Annotated in this window: 15 protein-coding genes; 13 read left to right on the top strand and 2 right to left on the bottom strand. The window is 36.4% G+C overall.

All coding sequences use genetic code 11. From position 1 onward, the window contains the following. The first annotated feature begins 292 nt into the window (after positions 1–292). From QDN89_RS11085 to QDN89_RS11075, 3 genes are all read left to right on the top strand, one after another. Positions 293–1,264 carry an MBL fold metallo-hydrolase gene (locus QDN89_RS11085; protein ID WP_280770201.1) on the top strand — a complete coding sequence of 324 codons (972 nt, stop codon included), beginning with the start codon at positions 293–295 and terminating at the stop codon, positions 1,262–1,264. Between the two features lie 137 nt (positions 1,265–1,401). Continuing rightward, the gene (locus QDN89_RS11080) at positions 1,402–1,815 is read left to right on the top strand and encodes a hypothetical protein (protein ID WP_280770200.1); all 414 of its coding nucleotides are present in this window, start codon (positions 1,402–1,404) and stop codon (positions 1,813–1,815) included. 130 nt (positions 1,816–1,945) lie between these two features. Further along, a complete protein-coding gene (locus QDN89_RS11075; RefSeq protein WP_280770199.1) occupies positions 1,946–2,743 on the top strand; it encodes a VLRF1 family aeRF1-type release factor in 798 nt (265 codons plus the stop codon). A 97-nt stretch (positions 2,744–2,840) separates the two neighbouring features. Here QDN89_RS11075 and QDN89_RS11070 read toward each other — a convergent pair whose 3' ends face one another. Further along, positions 2,841–4,055, bottom strand: a complete 1,215-nt coding sequence (locus QDN89_RS11070; protein ID WP_280770198.1) for an MFS transporter — start codon at positions 4,053–4,055, stop codon at positions 2,841–2,843. A gap of 164 nt (positions 4,056–4,219) precedes the next feature. On the opposite strand from QDN89_RS11070, the gene QDN89_RS11065 reads away from it, so the two are divergent. From QDN89_RS11065 to QDN89_RS11050, 4 genes are all read left to right on the top strand, one after another. After that, positions 4,220–4,600 carry an OsmC family protein gene (locus tag QDN89_RS11065; RefSeq protein ID WP_280770197.1) on the top strand — a complete coding sequence of 127 codons (381 nt, stop codon included), beginning with the start codon at positions 4,220–4,222 and terminating at the stop codon, positions 4,598–4,600. Positions 4,601–4,699: 99 nt separating this feature from the next. Next, positions 4,700–6,085 carry an MATE family efflux transporter gene (locus tag QDN89_RS11060; RefSeq protein ID WP_280770196.1) on the top strand — a complete coding sequence of 462 codons (1,386 nt, stop codon included), beginning with the start codon at positions 4,700–4,702 and terminating at the stop codon, positions 6,083–6,085. 177 nt (positions 6,086–6,262) lie between these two features. Then, positions 6,263–8,929 (top strand): tetratricopeptide repeat protein, encoded by a 2,667-nt coding sequence (locus QDN89_RS11055; protein WP_280770195.1) that lies wholly within the window; start codon positions 6,263–6,265, stop codon positions 8,927–8,929. Positions 8,930–9,090: 161 nt separating this feature from the next. Further along, positions 9,091–9,906 carry a YfkD family protein gene (locus tag QDN89_RS11050; protein WP_280770194.1) on the top strand — a complete coding sequence of 272 codons (816 nt, stop codon included), beginning with the start codon at positions 9,091–9,093 and terminating at the stop codon, positions 9,904–9,906. A 112-nt stretch (positions 9,907–10,018) separates the two neighbouring features. On the opposite strand, the gene yfkAB is transcribed toward QDN89_RS11050, so the two are convergent. Continuing rightward, positions 10,019–11,140: a radical SAM/CxCxxxxC motif protein YfkAB gene (yfkAB, locus tag QDN89_RS11045; RefSeq protein WP_280770193.1), complete on the bottom strand. Its 1,122-nt coding sequence runs from the start codon at positions 11,138–11,140 to the stop codon at positions 10,019–10,021. Between the two features lie 176 nt (positions 11,141–11,316). On the opposite strand from yfkAB, the gene QDN89_RS11040 reads away from it, so the two are divergent. From QDN89_RS11040 to pdaA, 6 genes are all read left to right on the top strand, one after another. Continuing rightward, positions 11,317–11,493: an SE1561 family protein gene (locus QDN89_RS11040; RefSeq protein ID WP_280770192.1), complete on the top strand. Its 177-nt coding sequence runs from the start codon at positions 11,317–11,319 to the stop codon at positions 11,491–11,493. Positions 11,494–11,741: 248 nt separating this feature from the next. Beyond that, on the top strand, positions 11,742–12,629 hold the full coding sequence (locus QDN89_RS11035) for a hypothetical protein (protein ID WP_280770191.1): 888 nt from the start codon (positions 11,742–11,744) through the stop codon (positions 12,627–12,629). A 184-nt stretch (positions 12,630–12,813) separates the two neighbouring features. Next, positions 12,814–13,449 carry a histidine phosphatase family protein gene (locus tag QDN89_RS11030; protein ID WP_280770190.1) on the top strand — a complete coding sequence of 212 codons (636 nt, stop codon included), beginning with the start codon at positions 12,814–12,816 and terminating at the stop codon, positions 13,447–13,449. Between the two features lie 158 nt (positions 13,450–13,607). Further along, a complete protein-coding gene (locus tag QDN89_RS11025) occupies positions 13,608–15,143 on the top strand; it encodes a fumarate hydratase (RefSeq protein ID WP_280770189.1) in 1,536 nt (511 codons plus the stop codon). A 327-nt stretch (positions 15,144–15,470) separates the two neighbouring features. Beyond that, entirely contained in the window at positions 15,471–15,983 is a 513-nt protein-coding gene (locus QDN89_RS11020) for a DoxX family membrane protein (RefSeq protein ID WP_280770188.1), read from the top strand. A 300-nt stretch (positions 15,984–16,283) separates the two neighbouring features. Further along, on the top strand, positions 16,284–17,078 hold the full coding sequence (gene pdaA / locus QDN89_RS11015) for a delta-lactam-biosynthetic de-N-acetylase (RefSeq protein WP_280770187.1): 795 nt from the start codon (positions 16,284–16,286) through the stop codon (positions 17,076–17,078). The last annotated feature ends 4 nt before the right edge of the window (positions 17,079–17,082 follow it).

Here is a 17,082-nt window from a genome sequence, read left to right as displayed (position 1 = left end):
CCTTTTAATCTAAATTTTCTTACAACTTCATCTTAAATGATTTACGTATGTTACGCATGTGAAACGTGTTACAATTTTGCGAACTTTACTAACAAGAAAGATTACAAAGAAAAAGTTTTCAACAATACTAACAGGTTTTTCCACAGGTGTATTTCTATTAAGCAGGGTTATAAACAAGTTATCTACAAAGTGTGGATAAGTTCACTGTGGGTAAACGTCCAGTTTGAAATTTATCCACACCAATGTTGATAACTTAAAATTACTTTTAATTAAAGGAGGAGAATAAGAGAAAATGACTACATCGTTGAAAAAACGCTCAAAAGAAATATACCAAATTACATTACCTACACCTTTTTTAGTTGGTCCTATTAATACGTATTTAATATTTGGTGACGCCCTGACTCTAGTGGATACAGGCCCATTAACCGATGAAGCACTTTACCAAATGAAACGACAGTTGGCAGAACTTAATCTTTCATTGAATGATATTGAACTTGTTGTTTTGACACATCATCATCCTGATCATATTGGCCTTGTCCAAAAGTTCCTCCCGAATGCTAAAGTTGTTGGTCATCCGAAATTAAAACCATGGCTAGAAAAGGATGAAAAATTTCTAACAAATACACGTGCATATTTTCGACGCTTTTATAAAGAAAATGGAGTTCCAGAACAATGGATAGAAGAAATGGATCGTATAAATCGTTATTATATGGCTTATACAGAGAGAGCATCGTTGGATACGGAATTAATAGAAAATGACTCTATAGAAGGCATACCTGGCTGGACGGTTCTGGAGACCCCAGGACATGCGCAAAGTCATATTTCTCTGTTACACGAAAAAAATAGTACGATGATTGCTGGGGATCACTTGATTGCCCATATCTCATCGAACGCGATTGTTGAAGCCCCTTATTGGAATGAACAAAAACGCCCTAAAACGTTACTTCAATACAGAGATGCACTCGAGAAGTGTAAAGGTGCTAGGATGATTTATTCAGGTCATGGAGATGCGATCGACAAACCAAAAGAATTAATTGAAAAGCGATTACGGGCAATGGAAGAAAAAGCGCAAGTATTTAAAAGGAAAATGGGCAATGACCCTTTTCAAGTTTTTCAATTGAGTAAACAGCTATATCCGAAGATATATGAAAAACAAACTGCGCTAACTTTTTCAGAAACACTTGGACATATAGATATGTTAGAAGAACAGGGAGAAGTCAGTAGTTACAAAGAAGGAAATGCTGTATATTATCAAAAAACCTAGTGTCGAAAATGAGGGTGAAATGTCAATTTATCGGTTAATTTCACTTTATTTTCGAAAAATATTTGTTTGCGATTTCACTTTATTGGTAAGATGTAACTAAGAGTATCGAAATCATCTTTCGAATGGAGGAACGGATTATGGAAAAACGAACAAAGCAATGGGTTATAGGTGGGTCTATTTTAAGTATTATTGCCGGCTCCATTTATGTAGCATCTAACAAAGAAAAAAGAGATCAAGTTGTTGGATTTGTCAACAATACGTCCAATCAAACGAAGCATTGGGTTAGAGTAATTAATGAAAACCGCGATACAGTGGTGGATCAAATCCGTCAATCAAGTGATAAGATATCATCCGTCGTGGAATCTGCTTCAGAGGATATTGAGAAATTGATGGCAACGTCTCAGAACATGAAAACACATGTATTTGACTTATTAGACGCTCTTCAGGACTCAACGGAAGAATTAAAAGGATTGAAAAATAAGCTTCAGTCGGAAAACGTACTAGAGGTTGACTCATCTTCAGTGGAGAATGAGCCAGAGCGAATCGAATAAAACTAAAATGACACCTACCTTTTTTCACATGGTAGGTGTTTTTTTTGGCCAGATATAAAAACATATGTTTTAGTAAAAGGAAAATCGGTTACAGTTTTATAAGGCAATTTTCAAGGAGGAATGACAACGTATGGCATTAGAAAATGAACTACAAAATTTAAAGGATTTCACATGTGCAGAAAGTAAATGTGTTTTATCTATTTATTTAAATACGGACCCTGCTGATCAAGATCAGCAAAAAGGGGAGTGGAAAATTCGCTTGAAAAATGGTTTAAATCGCATTCAAGAATATTTAGATGCCTCAAGTGATGAGTCAGAGCTGAAAAGTTATAAAAAGTTGAAAAAGAAAGTAGATAATGAAATTCAACAAAATAGAACAGCATTACAAAAAGGTGTTATTATATTCGCATCTGAACATGAAGATCTTTGGTCTGTTCACTATTTACAAGTTCCTGTTGAGACAAGCTTTCATTGGGAGGCAAGTCCAGTCCTAGATCAATTAAATGAACTTCATGAAAAATACCCTCGTGCAGGAGTTATTTTACCGAATCAAGACGAGGTGAAAGTAATCGATACTTCTCTTGGTGAAGTGAATGATGAAAGAACATACCAGTTTGATCCTGGTAGCGAAGATTGGTCGTTTAAAGAGGGCCTTGCATCTTCTGACCGGACAGCTTCAGGTGCTAGTCATGTCGATAAACTTCAACAGCGTTTTGAAGAAAATCGACATCGGTTTTATAAAAAAATGGCAGGAAATGTTGAGCAATTGAAAAAAGACCGTGGTTGGAAAGAAGTTTATTTAGTTGGGGAAGCAGAAATGATTCGTTCGTTTGAAACGAGTCTTCGTACAAAACCAGCTGGATCAGTAAATAAGAATTTAAATAATGCTGCAACGACAAAAGTTCTTGAAGAAGTGTTTCACTCATAGATCGTCAGGACATAATGGATGAACAGATGATAATAACCCATGATGACAAAACAGCCATCATGGGTTATTTCACGTATTGAGTGAAAACTCGGAGCGATTAAGCAGCCTGGTATTCTTCTCTGCCTTGTTTTTTAAGCTGGATTTGAAATATGATACCAGCAGCAAGCATGACAGTCAGCATGGCACTAATAGAGTAATAGATGGCACCTTGGCCGATGATTTCAATAAGAAAACCACCTACAATTGGTCCAGTCATACTTCCAACTGCAAATAGCACGGCTGTCATGACGTTTCCAGTGGGTAATAGATTGGCTGGAACGAGGTCGGCCAAATAGGCAATACCGAGAGAAAAGAGAGAACCTAATAACATTCCTGATAGAATAAATAACGTTAGAAGTAACCACGAAATATGTTCGATAAAGGACATGCTTAAAAAGGCGACAAGTCCTAATGAAATGATTCCTAAAAGTACACGACTTCTTCCTAATTTATCGCTTAAAATGCCAAGTGGTAACTGAGTGATGAGACTGCCAAAAACAAAGCTAGGTAACAGAAGCATAGTGACAAATTGAATGTCAATCCCCATTCTAAGTGCATAAACTGGGAAGTTTCCATGGAGAGATGCTTCTAAATATCCAAAGCAAAACCCAGGTAATAATGCAAACCATGCTAGTTTTAGCACTTTTTTGTATCGGGTGAAAGTATTCATTTGGGAAGCAGTCTCAAAGTCGCTAGCAGGCCATTCATTTTTTAAAAATAGCATGAAAACCCATGCGACAACACTTGCTGATGAAGCAACAACAAAAGGTAAATAATCATTGATTTCTAGAAGTCTTGTCATCATGGGACCAAGTCCAAACCCCATGCCAAAAGCCAAGCCATAAAGTGATAGCTGGCGTCCTCGTTTTTCTGGAGTGCTCGTTGTACTAATCCAAACTTGAGTGGAGAAGTGAATTAAGTTATCGGCAATTCCAACAACGAGCCTAAGGGCAAACCAAAACCAAAATGCTTGCCATAATGGGAAAAGCATCAGTGAAACACAGACCATAACGAGACCGATGATGATGATGGGTTTATAACCATACTTTCTCACTGGTTTTTCAATAAATGGAGATATTAATATGATTCCTATGTATAACGCTGCTGCATTTAATCCGTTTGCTGATGATGACACCCCTGATCCTTCAAGCATGACAGCTAATACAGGAAGAAGCATTCCTTGGGAGAAACCGGCGATGAGAACCATCCCAACTAAAACCCAATAGCGATAAACTGGATTATTTTGTGAATATTCATTCATTGAATCGGTCATTTGTTATACGCTCCTTAAATAGGGGAATTAGGTATAAAACTCACCAATCTCAATTGTAATCGGTTTTTTTATCTTTGCAAGCTGATGAAGTCTTTTTGCGTGACGAACGAATGAAAGATGATTAGAATGAAAGAACGAAAAACGAATGGAAAGGAAGATATTTTATGAAATTTCATTATACGGAAGATGCTTTTGAAACCGAGTTTGATTTTGGGAAACTCGTCGTTTCTGGAAACGAACAAAAAGGATTTCGTCCTTTTCAATTGATGGTAAGTTCTATAGCTGTATGCAGTGGTTCCGTCTTAAGGAAGGTCATGGAGAAACAACGAATGACTGTGAATGATATACAAGTAGAAGCGGATGTGACTCGTGATCCAAAACGAGCGAATCGTTTAACACACATTAAACTTCATTATATTATTAAAGGGGAAGGATTATCAGAGAAAAAAGTAGAGAAAGCGGTAGATTTAGCAAGCAAAAATTGTCCGATGGCTCAAACAGTCGTTGATTCTGTTGAAATAAGCGAAACATTTGAAATTCATTAATTATTGTGAAGGAAGGGAATCCCCTTCCTTTTTTGATCATTTTAGTTTCAAAATAACTAATTTTGTAATATACGAAGATTAACGGGAAGGAATAAGGCGATGAGTAATCAACAATACGATTTCACGGAAGGTAGCATTTTAAAAAAGATGATCCTATACTCTTCACCAATTTTCTTGACGAATATCTTGCAGACTTCGTACCAAGTGATTGACTCTATATGGGTTGGAAATTTACTGGGGGCGAATGCCCTAGGAGCCATTGCAATTTCTGGAACGGTAGTCTTTACGATTCTCGCATTTATTATTGGTATTAATACAGCAACATTAACAATCCTCTCACAGCATAAAGGGGCAAAGGATGAGGAGGGATTAAAGAAATCTTTAAATGGATTTGTTGTTATATTAGGGGCATTGACGTTTTTACTTGGAGTGCTCGGGTATTTTATATCTGGATCAATTTTACAGTGGATGGGGACTCCTGATGATATTCTTCCTCTTGCGACACTGTATTTACGAATTAACTTTATCGGGATTTTGTTTTTATTTGGTTATAATTTTATAGCTACCGTGTTGAGAGCTCTAGGAGATAGTAAAACCCCTATAAGGTTTGTTCTCTTAGCAGTTATTCTTAATACGATATTAGATCCAGTTTTCATATCGGTATTTGATTTAGGAATTGCAGGAGCAGCTTATGCAACGATTGTTTCTCAAGGAACTGCTTTTGTATACGGATTAATCTATTCTATTTATAAAGCAGGCGTTCCATTTTCAATTCCATTTTTACCTGCGATGGATCAAATGAAACGGATTTTCAAATTAGGGCTACCTTCAGGGTTATCCATGATGGTGATTTCTGGAGGGGTATTAGCCATCATGACGGTTGTGACTGGATTTGGTGAAGATGTGGTTGCAGGGTTTGGAGCAGCTCAAAGGTTGGATAGTTTAATTATGTTACCGGCACTTACGCTAGGTTCAGCGATTAATAGCATGGCAGGACAAAATATTGGTGCAGGTAAGTGGGACCGTGTAAGTGATATTTCTAAAAATGGTCTCATACTTATTGCAATAGTGTCATTAAGTTTAAGTACGATTGTTTTTTTCAGTGCTGAATCCGCTATCTCTATGTTTGTTCAAGAACCAGATACTGTAGCATTTGGGACGATGTATGTTCAAACGGTTGCATTTTTCTATCCTTTTCTAGGAATCAATTTCGTATTGAATGGGGTTATTCGTGCAGCAGGGGCGATGTTTCAAGTATTTATCTTGAATATTTTGTCATTTTGGGTCCTTCGTTTCCCACTTACGTATTTGTTTTCGCTCTGGTTAGGGGAAAGAGGAATCGGGGTTGGTATGGCAGCAAGTCTTGTTATAAGTAGCTTGTTAGCGATATTATATTATCGTTTTGGACGTTGGCACGAGATTGATGTCCTAGAAGATAAAGGTCAAACAAAAAATAAAAGTAACGAAGCATCAACAAATCGATAGAATGATAGGGAATACATGGTAGAATAAAGGTAAATATTTTGTCTGATTTCGTCAAAAATGTGTAATAAGCGTCGAAAAAAATACTTCTTCAACGAAGTATATAAGGATAAGGCTTGTTTCCATCAATTTCAATTTCCTTATAATATCTACAATTGTTGCAAACAGGAGGGATCGAGTATGAACAAAGAAGAACACCTGATTAATAAAACATATTTTCATACAATCGTAGAAGAAGATAGTAAGAAGTATCCGGTTAAAGCGCTAGGTACTGCTTTTTTTCAAGAGCAATTAAATGAAGGATCGGAGTTATCTCTGATTCGTTTTGCTCAAGGTGAAGTTTATTATCACCATAAAGACATGGAAGCAGCTGTGTATAAATGGGCAAACGTGAAAGGTGAATTGCAACCGTGGGCGAGTAAAAACATTGGGGATGCTTATTATAACTTAGGATGGTTAAATGAAGCAGAAAAAACGTATATTGGGATTCAAACCGATAGTACGACACTCTCTATTGAAGTTTGCTTGCAATTACTGACGTTATATTCAGAAAAAGACCAACCTGATAAAGCTAAAAAGTACATGGAAAAAGCGTTAACAATTAACCCGGACTATCCAAATGTAACGGATATTGCACGAGCATTTTATGAAGATCGACAGGAATGGAAGAAAGCAGTAGAGTTAGCTGTTCATGAAGCGGCGCGAACGAAGTCTTTGCATTGGTTTACGACATTAAATGGCTATATTGAAAACGACTATATAAATGACTTTTCACCAGTTTACTTTGAGCAAGTGTTACTTCCATTATACGAAATAGATCAACAAAAGTTTTGTAAATTAGTAACGTCTTTATCAGCTAATTTCGAAAATGGTCCTTCAAGTTTAGCCTGGTTGAAAACGATGAATGATATTTTTGCAAAAATAGATGTTACTCAGGACGAACCTTGGCAAGAGATTACTACCATTTACTATAAGAGTTATTTACAATTGATGAACGGACAATATTTAATCCATTCGCTAAAAGGTATTATTCCAGACCTTCTTTCCACTTGGCTAAAATTAACAAAGGAAAGAACGTCGTTATTTCCTGCAACAGCCGTTTTAGCATGGGATGATATCTTTCCACAAACATTGGATTCAGAAATGATCAAAGAGGCAGAGAGGTATGTATTAACGCGTCCCGACTCGTTAATGAAAGAAAATGAAATAACTCTTCTTTTGCAAACAATCATGACTTGGGCTAATGAGAATGATGTAAATGTTGGGAATAAACAAAAATGGCTTTTATCGCAATTAGAAAAATATAATCATCATTATATCTTTGTAACGGGTAACGGAGCTTCTTCGTTATTAAATACTATTTTTGAAGAAGATTTATTGACGGATGATCCGATTACGGCATTTGTTGGCCCTGGTGAACATCCTGACATGAAAAAGATTACTGATGAGGAAACTCGGTCTGTTATAGATATGAATGAACTGGATAATGGAGACTTGATCGAATTAACATGGCCATCGTTGTTTTTAACTAAGTTGGAAGGGACTCTTGTTTATGCCTCTTCAAAGATAAAAGAAAAACAAGAATATGCGAAAATCGCTAGTGGAATGTTATATGTCATTGGAAACAAGCAATTATTGATTGATGGGGAAGATCCTTTATTAAATCATTGGTCTGAAAAATACCCTGGTGCCCCAATTCATTTCGTCATAAATAACCTGGAAAATGACAGTGGGTCTGAAAAGGTGAAAGAAATCCTTTCGGAAAAGTATCCTTCTTCTAGACAGTTTAGCGTCACTTCTAAAAGCGATTTAGCATCTTTACAACCTTTCATCCAAACGCAGTTTCAGTCATCAGTTGCGCAAGTGAATCCAGATAAAGCAAGTAGGTTGCTCTATGTGGCTCGATCAATGATTTCTCATTTACTGGATCAGCGAATGACGAAAGAAACGATATTCAAAGAAAAAGTGACGTTTAATGATCAAGTGCGAAACAAGTTAAAAGGTTTAGTAAATCACCTGGAAGATTCGAAAACGGAAAAGAGCCAAGACTTGCTGCAAACTTATATTGATCTTAAAGAAGAAATGAAAAGAAAAGTATGGGAAGATATTCCTCCCCTACTTCGAACAGTAGCGGATGATTTGGATGAAGAGGCTGATTATAGACAAGTGCATGAAGAGCTAGAAAAATCAATGAATCAAAAAATTACACACTATATCAATCGCGATCTAGTTCCTGCATTTGAATCAGGTGTGAATAGATGGATGCAAGAATCACGTGCCGAATTAACAAAAACACAAAATTATTTAAATGAGATGAGCGTCGCGTTTAATAAGATGTATGAGGAAGATCGTATGAACTTAACATGTGACTTCCAAGTATTGAAAGACTGGAAACGGGATTTAAATCGAATGATGAACAGGTCGGAAGTGCAACGAATCAATGTGATGAATCGTCTCATACCATCACAGTTGTTATTGAAAAGTGCTGGTAAATTGTTAGGAAATATGCAGAAAAACAAACAGGTTTTATATAGTCAATATCAAAGGTACATTAAAAATAGTCATTTTGAACATGTATCAACGGAAATTATTGATCAGTTTTTCATGGAATTCGATTTATTCGAGAAAGCGTTAAAATCAGATATCCGTATGTCATTTGAAGAACCACTGGTAGAAGTGAAAGAGCGCATAGAAGAAGCAGAATTGGAGATTACTCAGGCTAAAGAAAAATTAGAAACAATGAAGAAACATCCTGATTCTTTCTATGATCCACTAAAAATCTTTGAAGTTAGACTGCTTCAATGTGAAATGATTGATGAAATGAGTGTAACAACACCTACTGCTTAAGTAGTTCAATCTTAAAAATAGAAGCTAATAAATAATAATTAACAATCATAGTAAAGAAAAGAATGCTATCCCTGCATATATTGCAGGGATATTTTTTTGTTTTTAAGCAAAACTAATATCATCATTGAGAAACTATATGGAGAAAAGGAGGATGGTTTAATGTGAAGAAATGTCTTTATTCAATATTGATTCTTTGTTTTTGTGTCTTTTTTATACCAAGTACTATCTTTGCTGAAGACAATGACAAAGAAAAAAACGAATATCAAAAAATTGAAATACCAGAATCGGCAATGAGAATAGCAAAAGAAAACACGTATCCCAACCCTTCTCAAGATTTGCCAAAGTTACAACCAAGTCCTTTAGCTGAAAAACTTCTTCAATCCACCGAAGTCACTATTGATAATCATGATTTACTAAAGATGATGAATGAGTCGACAATGAGAGGGTCTAAATTAGCGATTGGAATGCATGCTTCGATCTACTTGGGGCATTGGCCTTTATCGTATGAATCAGAGGAAACAGTGATGAATTGGGATTATGAAAAGATAAATACGAATATGGTAGATAATCGAAGTGGTCAAGGGAATAAAAAAATTCAGTACAATCAACAACAACAAAAACAAGTAAAAGGTGGACTAACAGCAGAAGTACCTGAAAAAGAAATGGTAAGACAAATGATGTTAGTTGCTGCATCAGAACAAACGAATTTACCACTAAGTTTTTCAACAATGATTGGTTTTGGAACACAACCAGAGCGGACTTTTTCTGTTGCACCAAACAAAATGGGGTATTTAAATACATTCGTACCAGCTGTTAATGAAAAAGGAAAGCTAACTTATGGAGAAGTCTTTTTGGAAATTAGAGGGGATAAACCATCGTTGGAAGTTAAAAATTTAACTCAGCAAGGCATTGGAGCTTGGATTCCGGTTCAAGACTATGTGAATTTCAAAATGGATACAACGGAAGAACCGAGATAAAGATTTCAATATTTCCCCCTGGAGGTAAGATATTTTTTCAGGGGTTTTTTACTTTCAATAATAAGTCAATAGTCACCCTACAATTAGTAAGGTGACCATTTATTTCTTTGAACTATATTTTTTTAACATTAGCTGATCTACTTTTAAAGTCAATGTTTTGATAATAGGCATCTTTTACTAAGAGATTTGGTCCTAAACATTCCGCTTCAGAGCAGTGACAATCAATCGTCTTGGCTAAATCCGTTTGTTGCCATTTCTCGAAAGCTTCAGGCAAGGATTGATCGTGAATAGAACCTAAAGCTCCTTCGGAAGTGAAGTCTGTCACGTGGACTGTTCCATCGAAAATATTGACATTTAGCCTTGAGCGTCCGTCTGGGTCATTGCGAACAGTGACGTTTTCTGTATTGAATAATCGGGCAAGCAACTCTTGGTCTTCCTTTGTTTCATTACAAGCATAAAAAGGAAGGGTGCCGAACAACATCCACGTTTTAACGTCACGATGATCAAGCAAACGATGAATCCCTTCTCTTATTTGATCTAGGCTGGCAATCGACATATCGCTTGCGAAATTGCTTGGGTACATAGGGTGCACCTCGTGACGCTGACAACCCATTTGCACAATTTGATCATGTATTTTCTCGAGATGAGGTAATGTTCTTTTGTTAAGCATCGTTTCTGCAGATATGATGACTCCTTCTTTAGAAAGAATCTGACTATTTTTTACCATGCGTTGAAAATAAGCCGCACGTTGTTCTTGAGTTGGTTTTTTATCCATAACGGCAAAGCCAATATCAGCAAAGTCATCGATGCTACCGTAATTGTGTGAAATATGTAAAACATCTAAGTAAGGTAATATAAGTTTATATCGTTCTAATGGCATCGTTAAGTTTGAGTTTATTTGTGTCCTTGCGCCTCGGTTATGGGCGTATTGTAACAGGGGAACGACATACTCTTTTACCGATTTCATGGACATCATTGGCTCTCCACCCGTAATACTAAATGCCCTAAGGTTAGGTATTTCGTCTAACTTGTCGATAAATAGTTGAAGCGGAAGTGCTTTTGGATCTTTTGTTAACAATGAATAACCAACTGCGCAGTGTTCACAGCGCATGTTACAAAGATTCGTTGTTGTGAACTCTATATTTGTTAATTGTGGAACTCCAAACTCTTTTATATTAAGATATGCTTCCCATGGATCATAGGAAGGACTAATTATTTGTTTGTAATCATTCATTTTATTCACTCCTTCAACCTAGTCACCAAGGACCAATGGTATATTATAAGGCATGAATCAATGAAAAGGAATAACTTTTCATAAAAAAGTGATTTCAATTTTGATCTTCACAAACAATCTGATACAATATGCTATGAAATGTGAAAGGATTCAACGAGAGAGGAGTTACGCTAAACATGAAATCTGGAAAACAAACGAAATTAGATGCTCTACATGATCGAATGGAAAACCTTGTAGAGATATTAGATTCATTAGACCCTGAGAAAACAGGTATTGACGACATTGACCGAATCATTGATATGTTAGATGATTTGGAAAAACAATGTATTAAGCATCGCCAAGAAGGCGAATAAATGAACGACCAATGGAAAATTATTTTGAATCGCGAAAACTGAAAGCTTGTCTTTCGGTTTTTTTATTTTACAATTTTACACATTTTCCTATATTTTTATTTAGTGGCTCGAAACATTGATATACCAACGATTCCGTTATTTCAAGATAATTTAAAATATACTCTTGCTTCGATTGGGGTTACCTTTTTATAGACTTATTGTTATAATCCAATAGGAAATTATTCTTTAGTTTTGAAAGGGGTAGTCACATGAAAGTATGGTCAAAGACACTTATTTTCGGTGTAATGTCACTCGTATTAATGGCGTGTGGAGATGCAGAGGAAAACGAAAATAATAATAATGTAACAGGTAATAATGAAACAGGTGCTAATTTAGAAGATAGCGAAAACAATGATGAGAATGAAGAAGTGAACAACGAAATTAATGAAAACAATGAAGCAAATGAAATGGGTAACAATGCTAATGAGGAAGATGTAGAAGCAGATGCTGCTGAACTTCCAATAACGATTGACCATGATGCAGATGATAATGAACTTGTTTTTGAAATGGATGGAGAAGAATATGCGCATGATGCTGAACTGTATGAAACAGAGTTCGGGAAAGAAGTAAAGATCCTAGAAGGTATGGAAGTAGAATATGAAGAGTTAGGAAATCAAACAAAAGCTCATTTTACTGTTGAAGATGAAGACCATGACATGTACGGTTTGACATTTACAGTACATGAAGCATTCACTTATGAAGGTGACAGTGTTGTTGTCTCAGACGTGGATGTGGATCGCTCCATGACAATGGAGACATCTTTAGTAGAAAATGCAGGTCATGTAGAACAATTTGATAGCTTTTTGATAGAAGATGATGCAGTTCCTTACCAATTTTACTTTGAAATAGAAGGCGATGCGAGTAAGCCTGGTCAATGGAATGAAGCAGTTAGAGGGAACGATTATAAGCAATATACGTTTTTCGAAGTTGTTGAAGAAGGGCGTTATGTCGTAATCTTGCAATTCCCGGCTGACGTTGATGAAGAATTCGAAGCAACAGCTTTAGCAATGGCCTTATCATATGGTCCAGAAGGGACAACAGCAGAGTTTGATGAGGAAGAAGTTGTTGAAGAAGAAGAAGGCGCAGATGAAGAATAAGTAGTATGGGAGGGTGCTTCTTTCGAGAAGTACTCTTTTTTTTGTGAATTTTGCCGTCTAGTATGTCTACTTTTTAAAATGGGCAATGGTCTTTCTTGAAAAAATTTAGTTAAACGAAGATAATGTAGTAATAAACGATTCAACGATGCAATGTTTCAGAGATGGATAGGAGGAGCTATCGTAGATGGTTACAATTTACTTTATACGTCATGGTCAGTCAGAAGCAAATTTACAAGGAATTATTCAAGGACATGCAGAGTTCCCATTATCTGATTTAGGTAAAAAACAAGCTTCATTAGTAGGCCAATGGATGGCTAACGTCCAATTAGATGAAATCTTTTCTAGCGACTTACAAAGGGCGATGATAACAGCTGAAGAAATTGGTCAATATCAATCTGTATCAGTAAAACCATGGGATATAGTGAGAGAAGTAGGCTTAGGACCGTTAGAGGGAAAAACAAGAAAACAAATGTATGAGGAGTTTCCTACATTAAAGCCTCATGCTCTATTAACATCAGGTATTAATGGAACTGAATCAATTGATGCTGTAACGACACGTTGCGCTTATTTAGTAAAACAGTTAACAACTGATTATGATAATAAGACAGTTGCAGTTATTTCCCATGGGGGATTTATTGGTATTATGTTGATGTACCTTATCGGTGGAGATGAATGGCATATGTTAAAGAGGCCTTTTGTGATAGGGAATACGGGAATTACTAAAGTTGAATTGGATGACGAAGGTAATGCAAAGCTTCATTATACAAATCGAATGGATCATCTGAGAGATGATTCTAAATCATCAGCAGTTTTATACTAAACAATAGACAAGCCTAATGGTGAAGGCTTGTTTTTGTTTGGGAATAATCGTGCAGCAGAAATTAAATTCTAAGTTGAATTTTTGATAGACAGAATCAAATGTAAGGGGTTTCGTAGTATAATAGAAAACAAGTATGAAGAAAAAGGAGTGTTTTGCAAATGGAAAAGTTCAGAGACAGTATGTATGATCTTATTGTTGAAACATCAACTAATTTACCTTATGACGTTAGAGAAGCTATTCAACAGGCAAAACAAAAAGAGAATGAAGGAACAAGAGCTGCGCTGTCATTAACAACGATCACGGATAACATTGAAATGGCTGATACAAATGTATCACCTATTTGCCAAGATACTGGTATGTTAACGTTTGAAATTAAAGTTCCAGTAACAATCAATCAAATAAAGATGAAACAAGAGATTTATGAAGCGGTAAAGCTAGCAACAAAAGAGGGGAAACTGCGTCCAAACTCGGTTGACTCTTTAACTGGAGAAAATAGTGGTGACAATATTGGTCCTGGAACGCCGATTATTCATTTTGAACAATGGGAAAATGATTACATAGATGCACGCTTAATTTTGAAAGGTGGAGGCTGTGAAAATAAAAATATTCAATATAGTCTTCCGGCCGAAATTGAAGGGTTAGGACGAGCGGGTCGAGATTTAGATGGAATAAGAAAATGTATCCTTCACTCTGTATACCAAGCGCAAGGTCAAGGGTGCAGCGCTGGTTTTCTCGGTGTTGGTATCGGTGGAGATCGCATCTCTAGTTACCAACTTGCAAAAGAACAACTTTTCAGAGATGTAAATGATCTTAACGGAAATGAAAAGCTTGCAGAATTAGAAACGTATATTATGGACAAAGCGAATACATTAGGGATCGGCACGATGGGCTTCGGAGGAGAAGCAACATTATTAGGTTGTAAAATTGGTGCCGCCAACAGGTTACCAGCTAGTTTCTTCGTTTCGGTTGCCTATAATTGTTGGGCGTTTAGACGTTTAGGGGTGAAACTTGATTCAGAAAAGGGAGACATTCAATCGTGGTTTTATAAAGAAGGAGACAAAGTCACTTTTGAAACGGATCCAAGTGAAAAGGTCTCCGAAAAAGAAAAGCCGAAAGAAGTCGTGTTGGAAGCCCCTATTACAGAAGAACAGATGAGAGAATTAAAAGTTGGTGACGTTGTCGTTATAAATGGGATGATGCATACAGGCAGGGATGCGATTCATCACCATTTAATGGAGAATGATGCCCCAATTGATTTGGATGGACAAATTATTTACCATTGTGGACCTGTCATGCTTAAGGATGCAAGTGGAGAATGGCATGTGAAAGCAGCAGGCCCAACGACAAGTATACGGGAAGAACCTTACCAAGGAGATATTATGAAGAAATTCGGAATTCGTGCCGTGATTGGAAAAGGAGGCATGGGTCCCAAAACGCTGAAAGCATTAGAAGAACATGGTGGTGTTTACCTAAATGCTATCGGTGGAGCGGCCCAATATTATGCTGACTGCATCAAAAAAGTGGAAGGTGTTGACTTGATGGAGTTCGGTATTCCTGAAGCGATGTGGCATTTAAAAGTAGAAAGATTTACGGCTATTGTAACGATGGATTCTCACGGGAACAGTCTTCATGAAGATGTGGATAAATCATCCTTAGAAAGACTATCTCAATATAAAGACAAAGTGTTTGTATAATTTATAATTGAAAATGCGATAAGGATTTGCATCATTTAATTGATGCGAATCCTTTTTTTGTGCTTTGAGAACTCCCAGAGAAAATCATATTTGGCAGCTAGCAGTTATTAAAATTTTCATTTACTTCACAAATTGGACATTGATTTGCAACGAACTGTTCACAGGTGGGACGGTCACGGTAATTAAATCCATATTATACTTAAGTCAAGAAAGATAGTTAGTGATCACCCACAATCACTCAGACAGAAAAGAACTTATCATTTATTAATAAGATAGTGATTGCCAACTACCTTCATAAAACTAAAATTAATTTAGGAGGAATGAATCATGTTTATGGATTTCTTACGAAACAACAAAATTGCAGCGGGAGTATTAACGTTTTTACGGGTATATCTTGGGTATCAATGGTTAACAGCAGGTTGGGGGAAAGTGTTTGGAGCAGAGCCATTTAATGCAGGCGGTTATTTAAATGGAGCGATCAACAACGAAGCAGTGATTGAACAATATCCAACATATCATGCATTTCTAGAAAATTTCGCCTTACCAAATGCAGATCTATTTAGCTTTATGGTTGCATGGGGAGAGTTGCTCGTTGGACTAGGATTAATCTTAGGTGTATTAACAACAGCAGCAGCGTTCTTTGGAATTACAATGAACTTCGCATTTATGTTTGCTGGCACAGTTTCATCAAATCCTTGGATGATATTGTTAACGATCTTTATTCTTGCAGCAGGTTACAACGCAGGGAAATTCGGTGGTGACCGATGGGTGATTCCATATATTCGCTCTATCATCTTCAAAGATAAGTTTACACCGGACACAGATAAGCGCGCAGCATAACAAACACAAATATAATCAAAGAGACTGTCCGAAAAACGAGTCAGGGTTTATTCGCCCGACTCGTTTTCTATACTGTTACATCAATCGGTTGAAAGAACGTAAGGTGGTGCTGAAAGCGTCATCCAATTACGATATCTAACTAAATAATAAAAAAGGCTTTTCAAAAAGTGATACTTTTTGAAAAGCCTTTTTTTTGTTGAGAAAAACATAAGATGAATTCGATTTGATGTATGAAATTGATTGTTTGAAGGAAAATAACTGAAAGGAAATAAAAAAGAAAGAAAGGGAGGAGTTCCATTTATGAAAGTATTCAGTTTTGTCATGATACTATTACTATCAGTTAGTTTTTATTCCCCCTATTCAGCGTTTGCAGAAACATGGGATAATAAAGAATATCAATGGAGTTTTAAGCCGGCAAAAAATGGACAACCTGCGACAACGGAACCTTATTATGAAGAATTAATTGAAAAATTCGGAGGACTTTACATTGGGGATACATCTGAAAAAGAATTATACTTAACATTCGATAATGGCTATGAGAATGGCTATACAGAAATAATTTTAGATCTATTGAAGGAAAAAGAAGTTCCTGCAACGTTTTTTGTTACAGGGCATTTTATAACACAAGAAAAAGAATTAATTCAGCGTATGGTTGACGAAGGTCATATTATCGGCAATCACTCTTATCACCATCCAAGTCTTCCGAAAGTTTCAGACGATCGTCTTGAAAGAGAATTACGGTCACTTGAACAAGCATATGAAGAAGTGACGGGACTTACAGATATGAGATATTTACGTCCTCCACAAGGAACATTTAGTGAACGATCTTTAGGGAAAACAGCGGAAATGGGTTATACGAATGTATTTTGGTCGCTCGCTTATAAGGATTGGGAGATCGATCACCAAAAAGGGAAAGACTACGCGTATGAAAAAATCATGGAACGGATCCATCCTGGGGCAGTTCTTCTGCTCCATGCAGTATCGAGTGACAACGCTGAAGCATTGCCTAAAGTAATCGATGATTTAAAACAAGAAGGATATACATTTAAAAGCTTAGATGAATGGCGAATAAAGCAGGAAATATTATTACCTTAAAAAC

The organism is Salipaludibacillus daqingensis (assembly GCF_029891575.1).
Taxonomy (GTDB): domain Bacteria; phylum Bacillota; class Bacilli; order Bacillales; family Salisediminibacteriaceae; genus Salipaludibacillus; species Salipaludibacillus daqingensis.
Note: the sequence above shows the minus strand (reverse complement) of the source record. Positions and strands in the feature narration are given on the sequence as shown.

Excerpts from the sequence above, each read along its gene's own strand:
- QDN89_RS11085 (WP_280770201.1), top strand. The coding sequence starts at position 293 with ATGACTACATCGTTGAAAAAACGCTCAAAAGAAATATACCAAATTACA.
- QDN89_RS11080 (WP_280770200.1), top strand. The coding sequence starts at position 1,402 with ATGGAAAAACGAACAAAGCAATGGGTTATAGGTGGGTCTATTTTAAGT.
- QDN89_RS11075 (WP_280770199.1), top strand. The coding sequence starts at position 1,946 with ATGGCATTAGAAAATGAACTACAAAATTTAAAGGATTTCACATGTGCA.
- QDN89_RS11070 (WP_280770198.1), bottom strand. The coding sequence starts at position 4,055 with ATGACCGATTCAATGAATGAATATTCACAAAATAATCCAGTTTATCGC.
- QDN89_RS11065 (WP_280770197.1), top strand. The coding sequence starts at position 4,220 with ATGAAATTTCATTATACGGAAGATGCTTTTGAAACCGAGTTTGATTTT.
- QDN89_RS11060 (WP_280770196.1), top strand. The coding sequence starts at position 4,700 with ATGAGTAATCAACAATACGATTTCACGGAAGGTAGCATTTTAAAAAAG.
- QDN89_RS11055 (WP_280770195.1), top strand. The coding sequence starts at position 6,263 with ATGAACAAAGAAGAACACCTGATTAATAAAACATATTTTCATACAATC.
- yfkAB (WP_280770193.1), bottom strand. The coding sequence starts at position 11,140 with ATGAATGATTACAAACAAATAATTAGTCCTTCCTATGATCCATGGGAA.
- QDN89_RS11040 (WP_280770192.1), top strand. The coding sequence starts at position 11,317 with ATGAAATCTGGAAAACAAACGAAATTAGATGCTCTACATGATCGAATG.
- QDN89_RS11035 (WP_280770191.1), top strand. The coding sequence starts at position 11,742 with ATGAAAGTATGGTCAAAGACACTTATTTTCGGTGTAATGTCACTCGTA.
- QDN89_RS11030 (WP_280770190.1), top strand. The coding sequence starts at position 12,814 with ATGGTTACAATTTACTTTATACGTCATGGTCAGTCAGAAGCAAATTTA.
- QDN89_RS11025 (WP_280770189.1), top strand. The coding sequence starts at position 13,608 with ATGGAAAAGTTCAGAGACAGTATGTATGATCTTATTGTTGAAACATCA.
- QDN89_RS11020 (WP_280770188.1), top strand. The coding sequence starts at position 15,471 with ATGTTTATGGATTTCTTACGAAACAACAAAATTGCAGCGGGAGTATTA.
- pdaA (WP_280770187.1), top strand. The coding sequence starts at position 16,284 with ATGAAAGTATTCAGTTTTGTCATGATACTATTACTATCAGTTAGTTTT.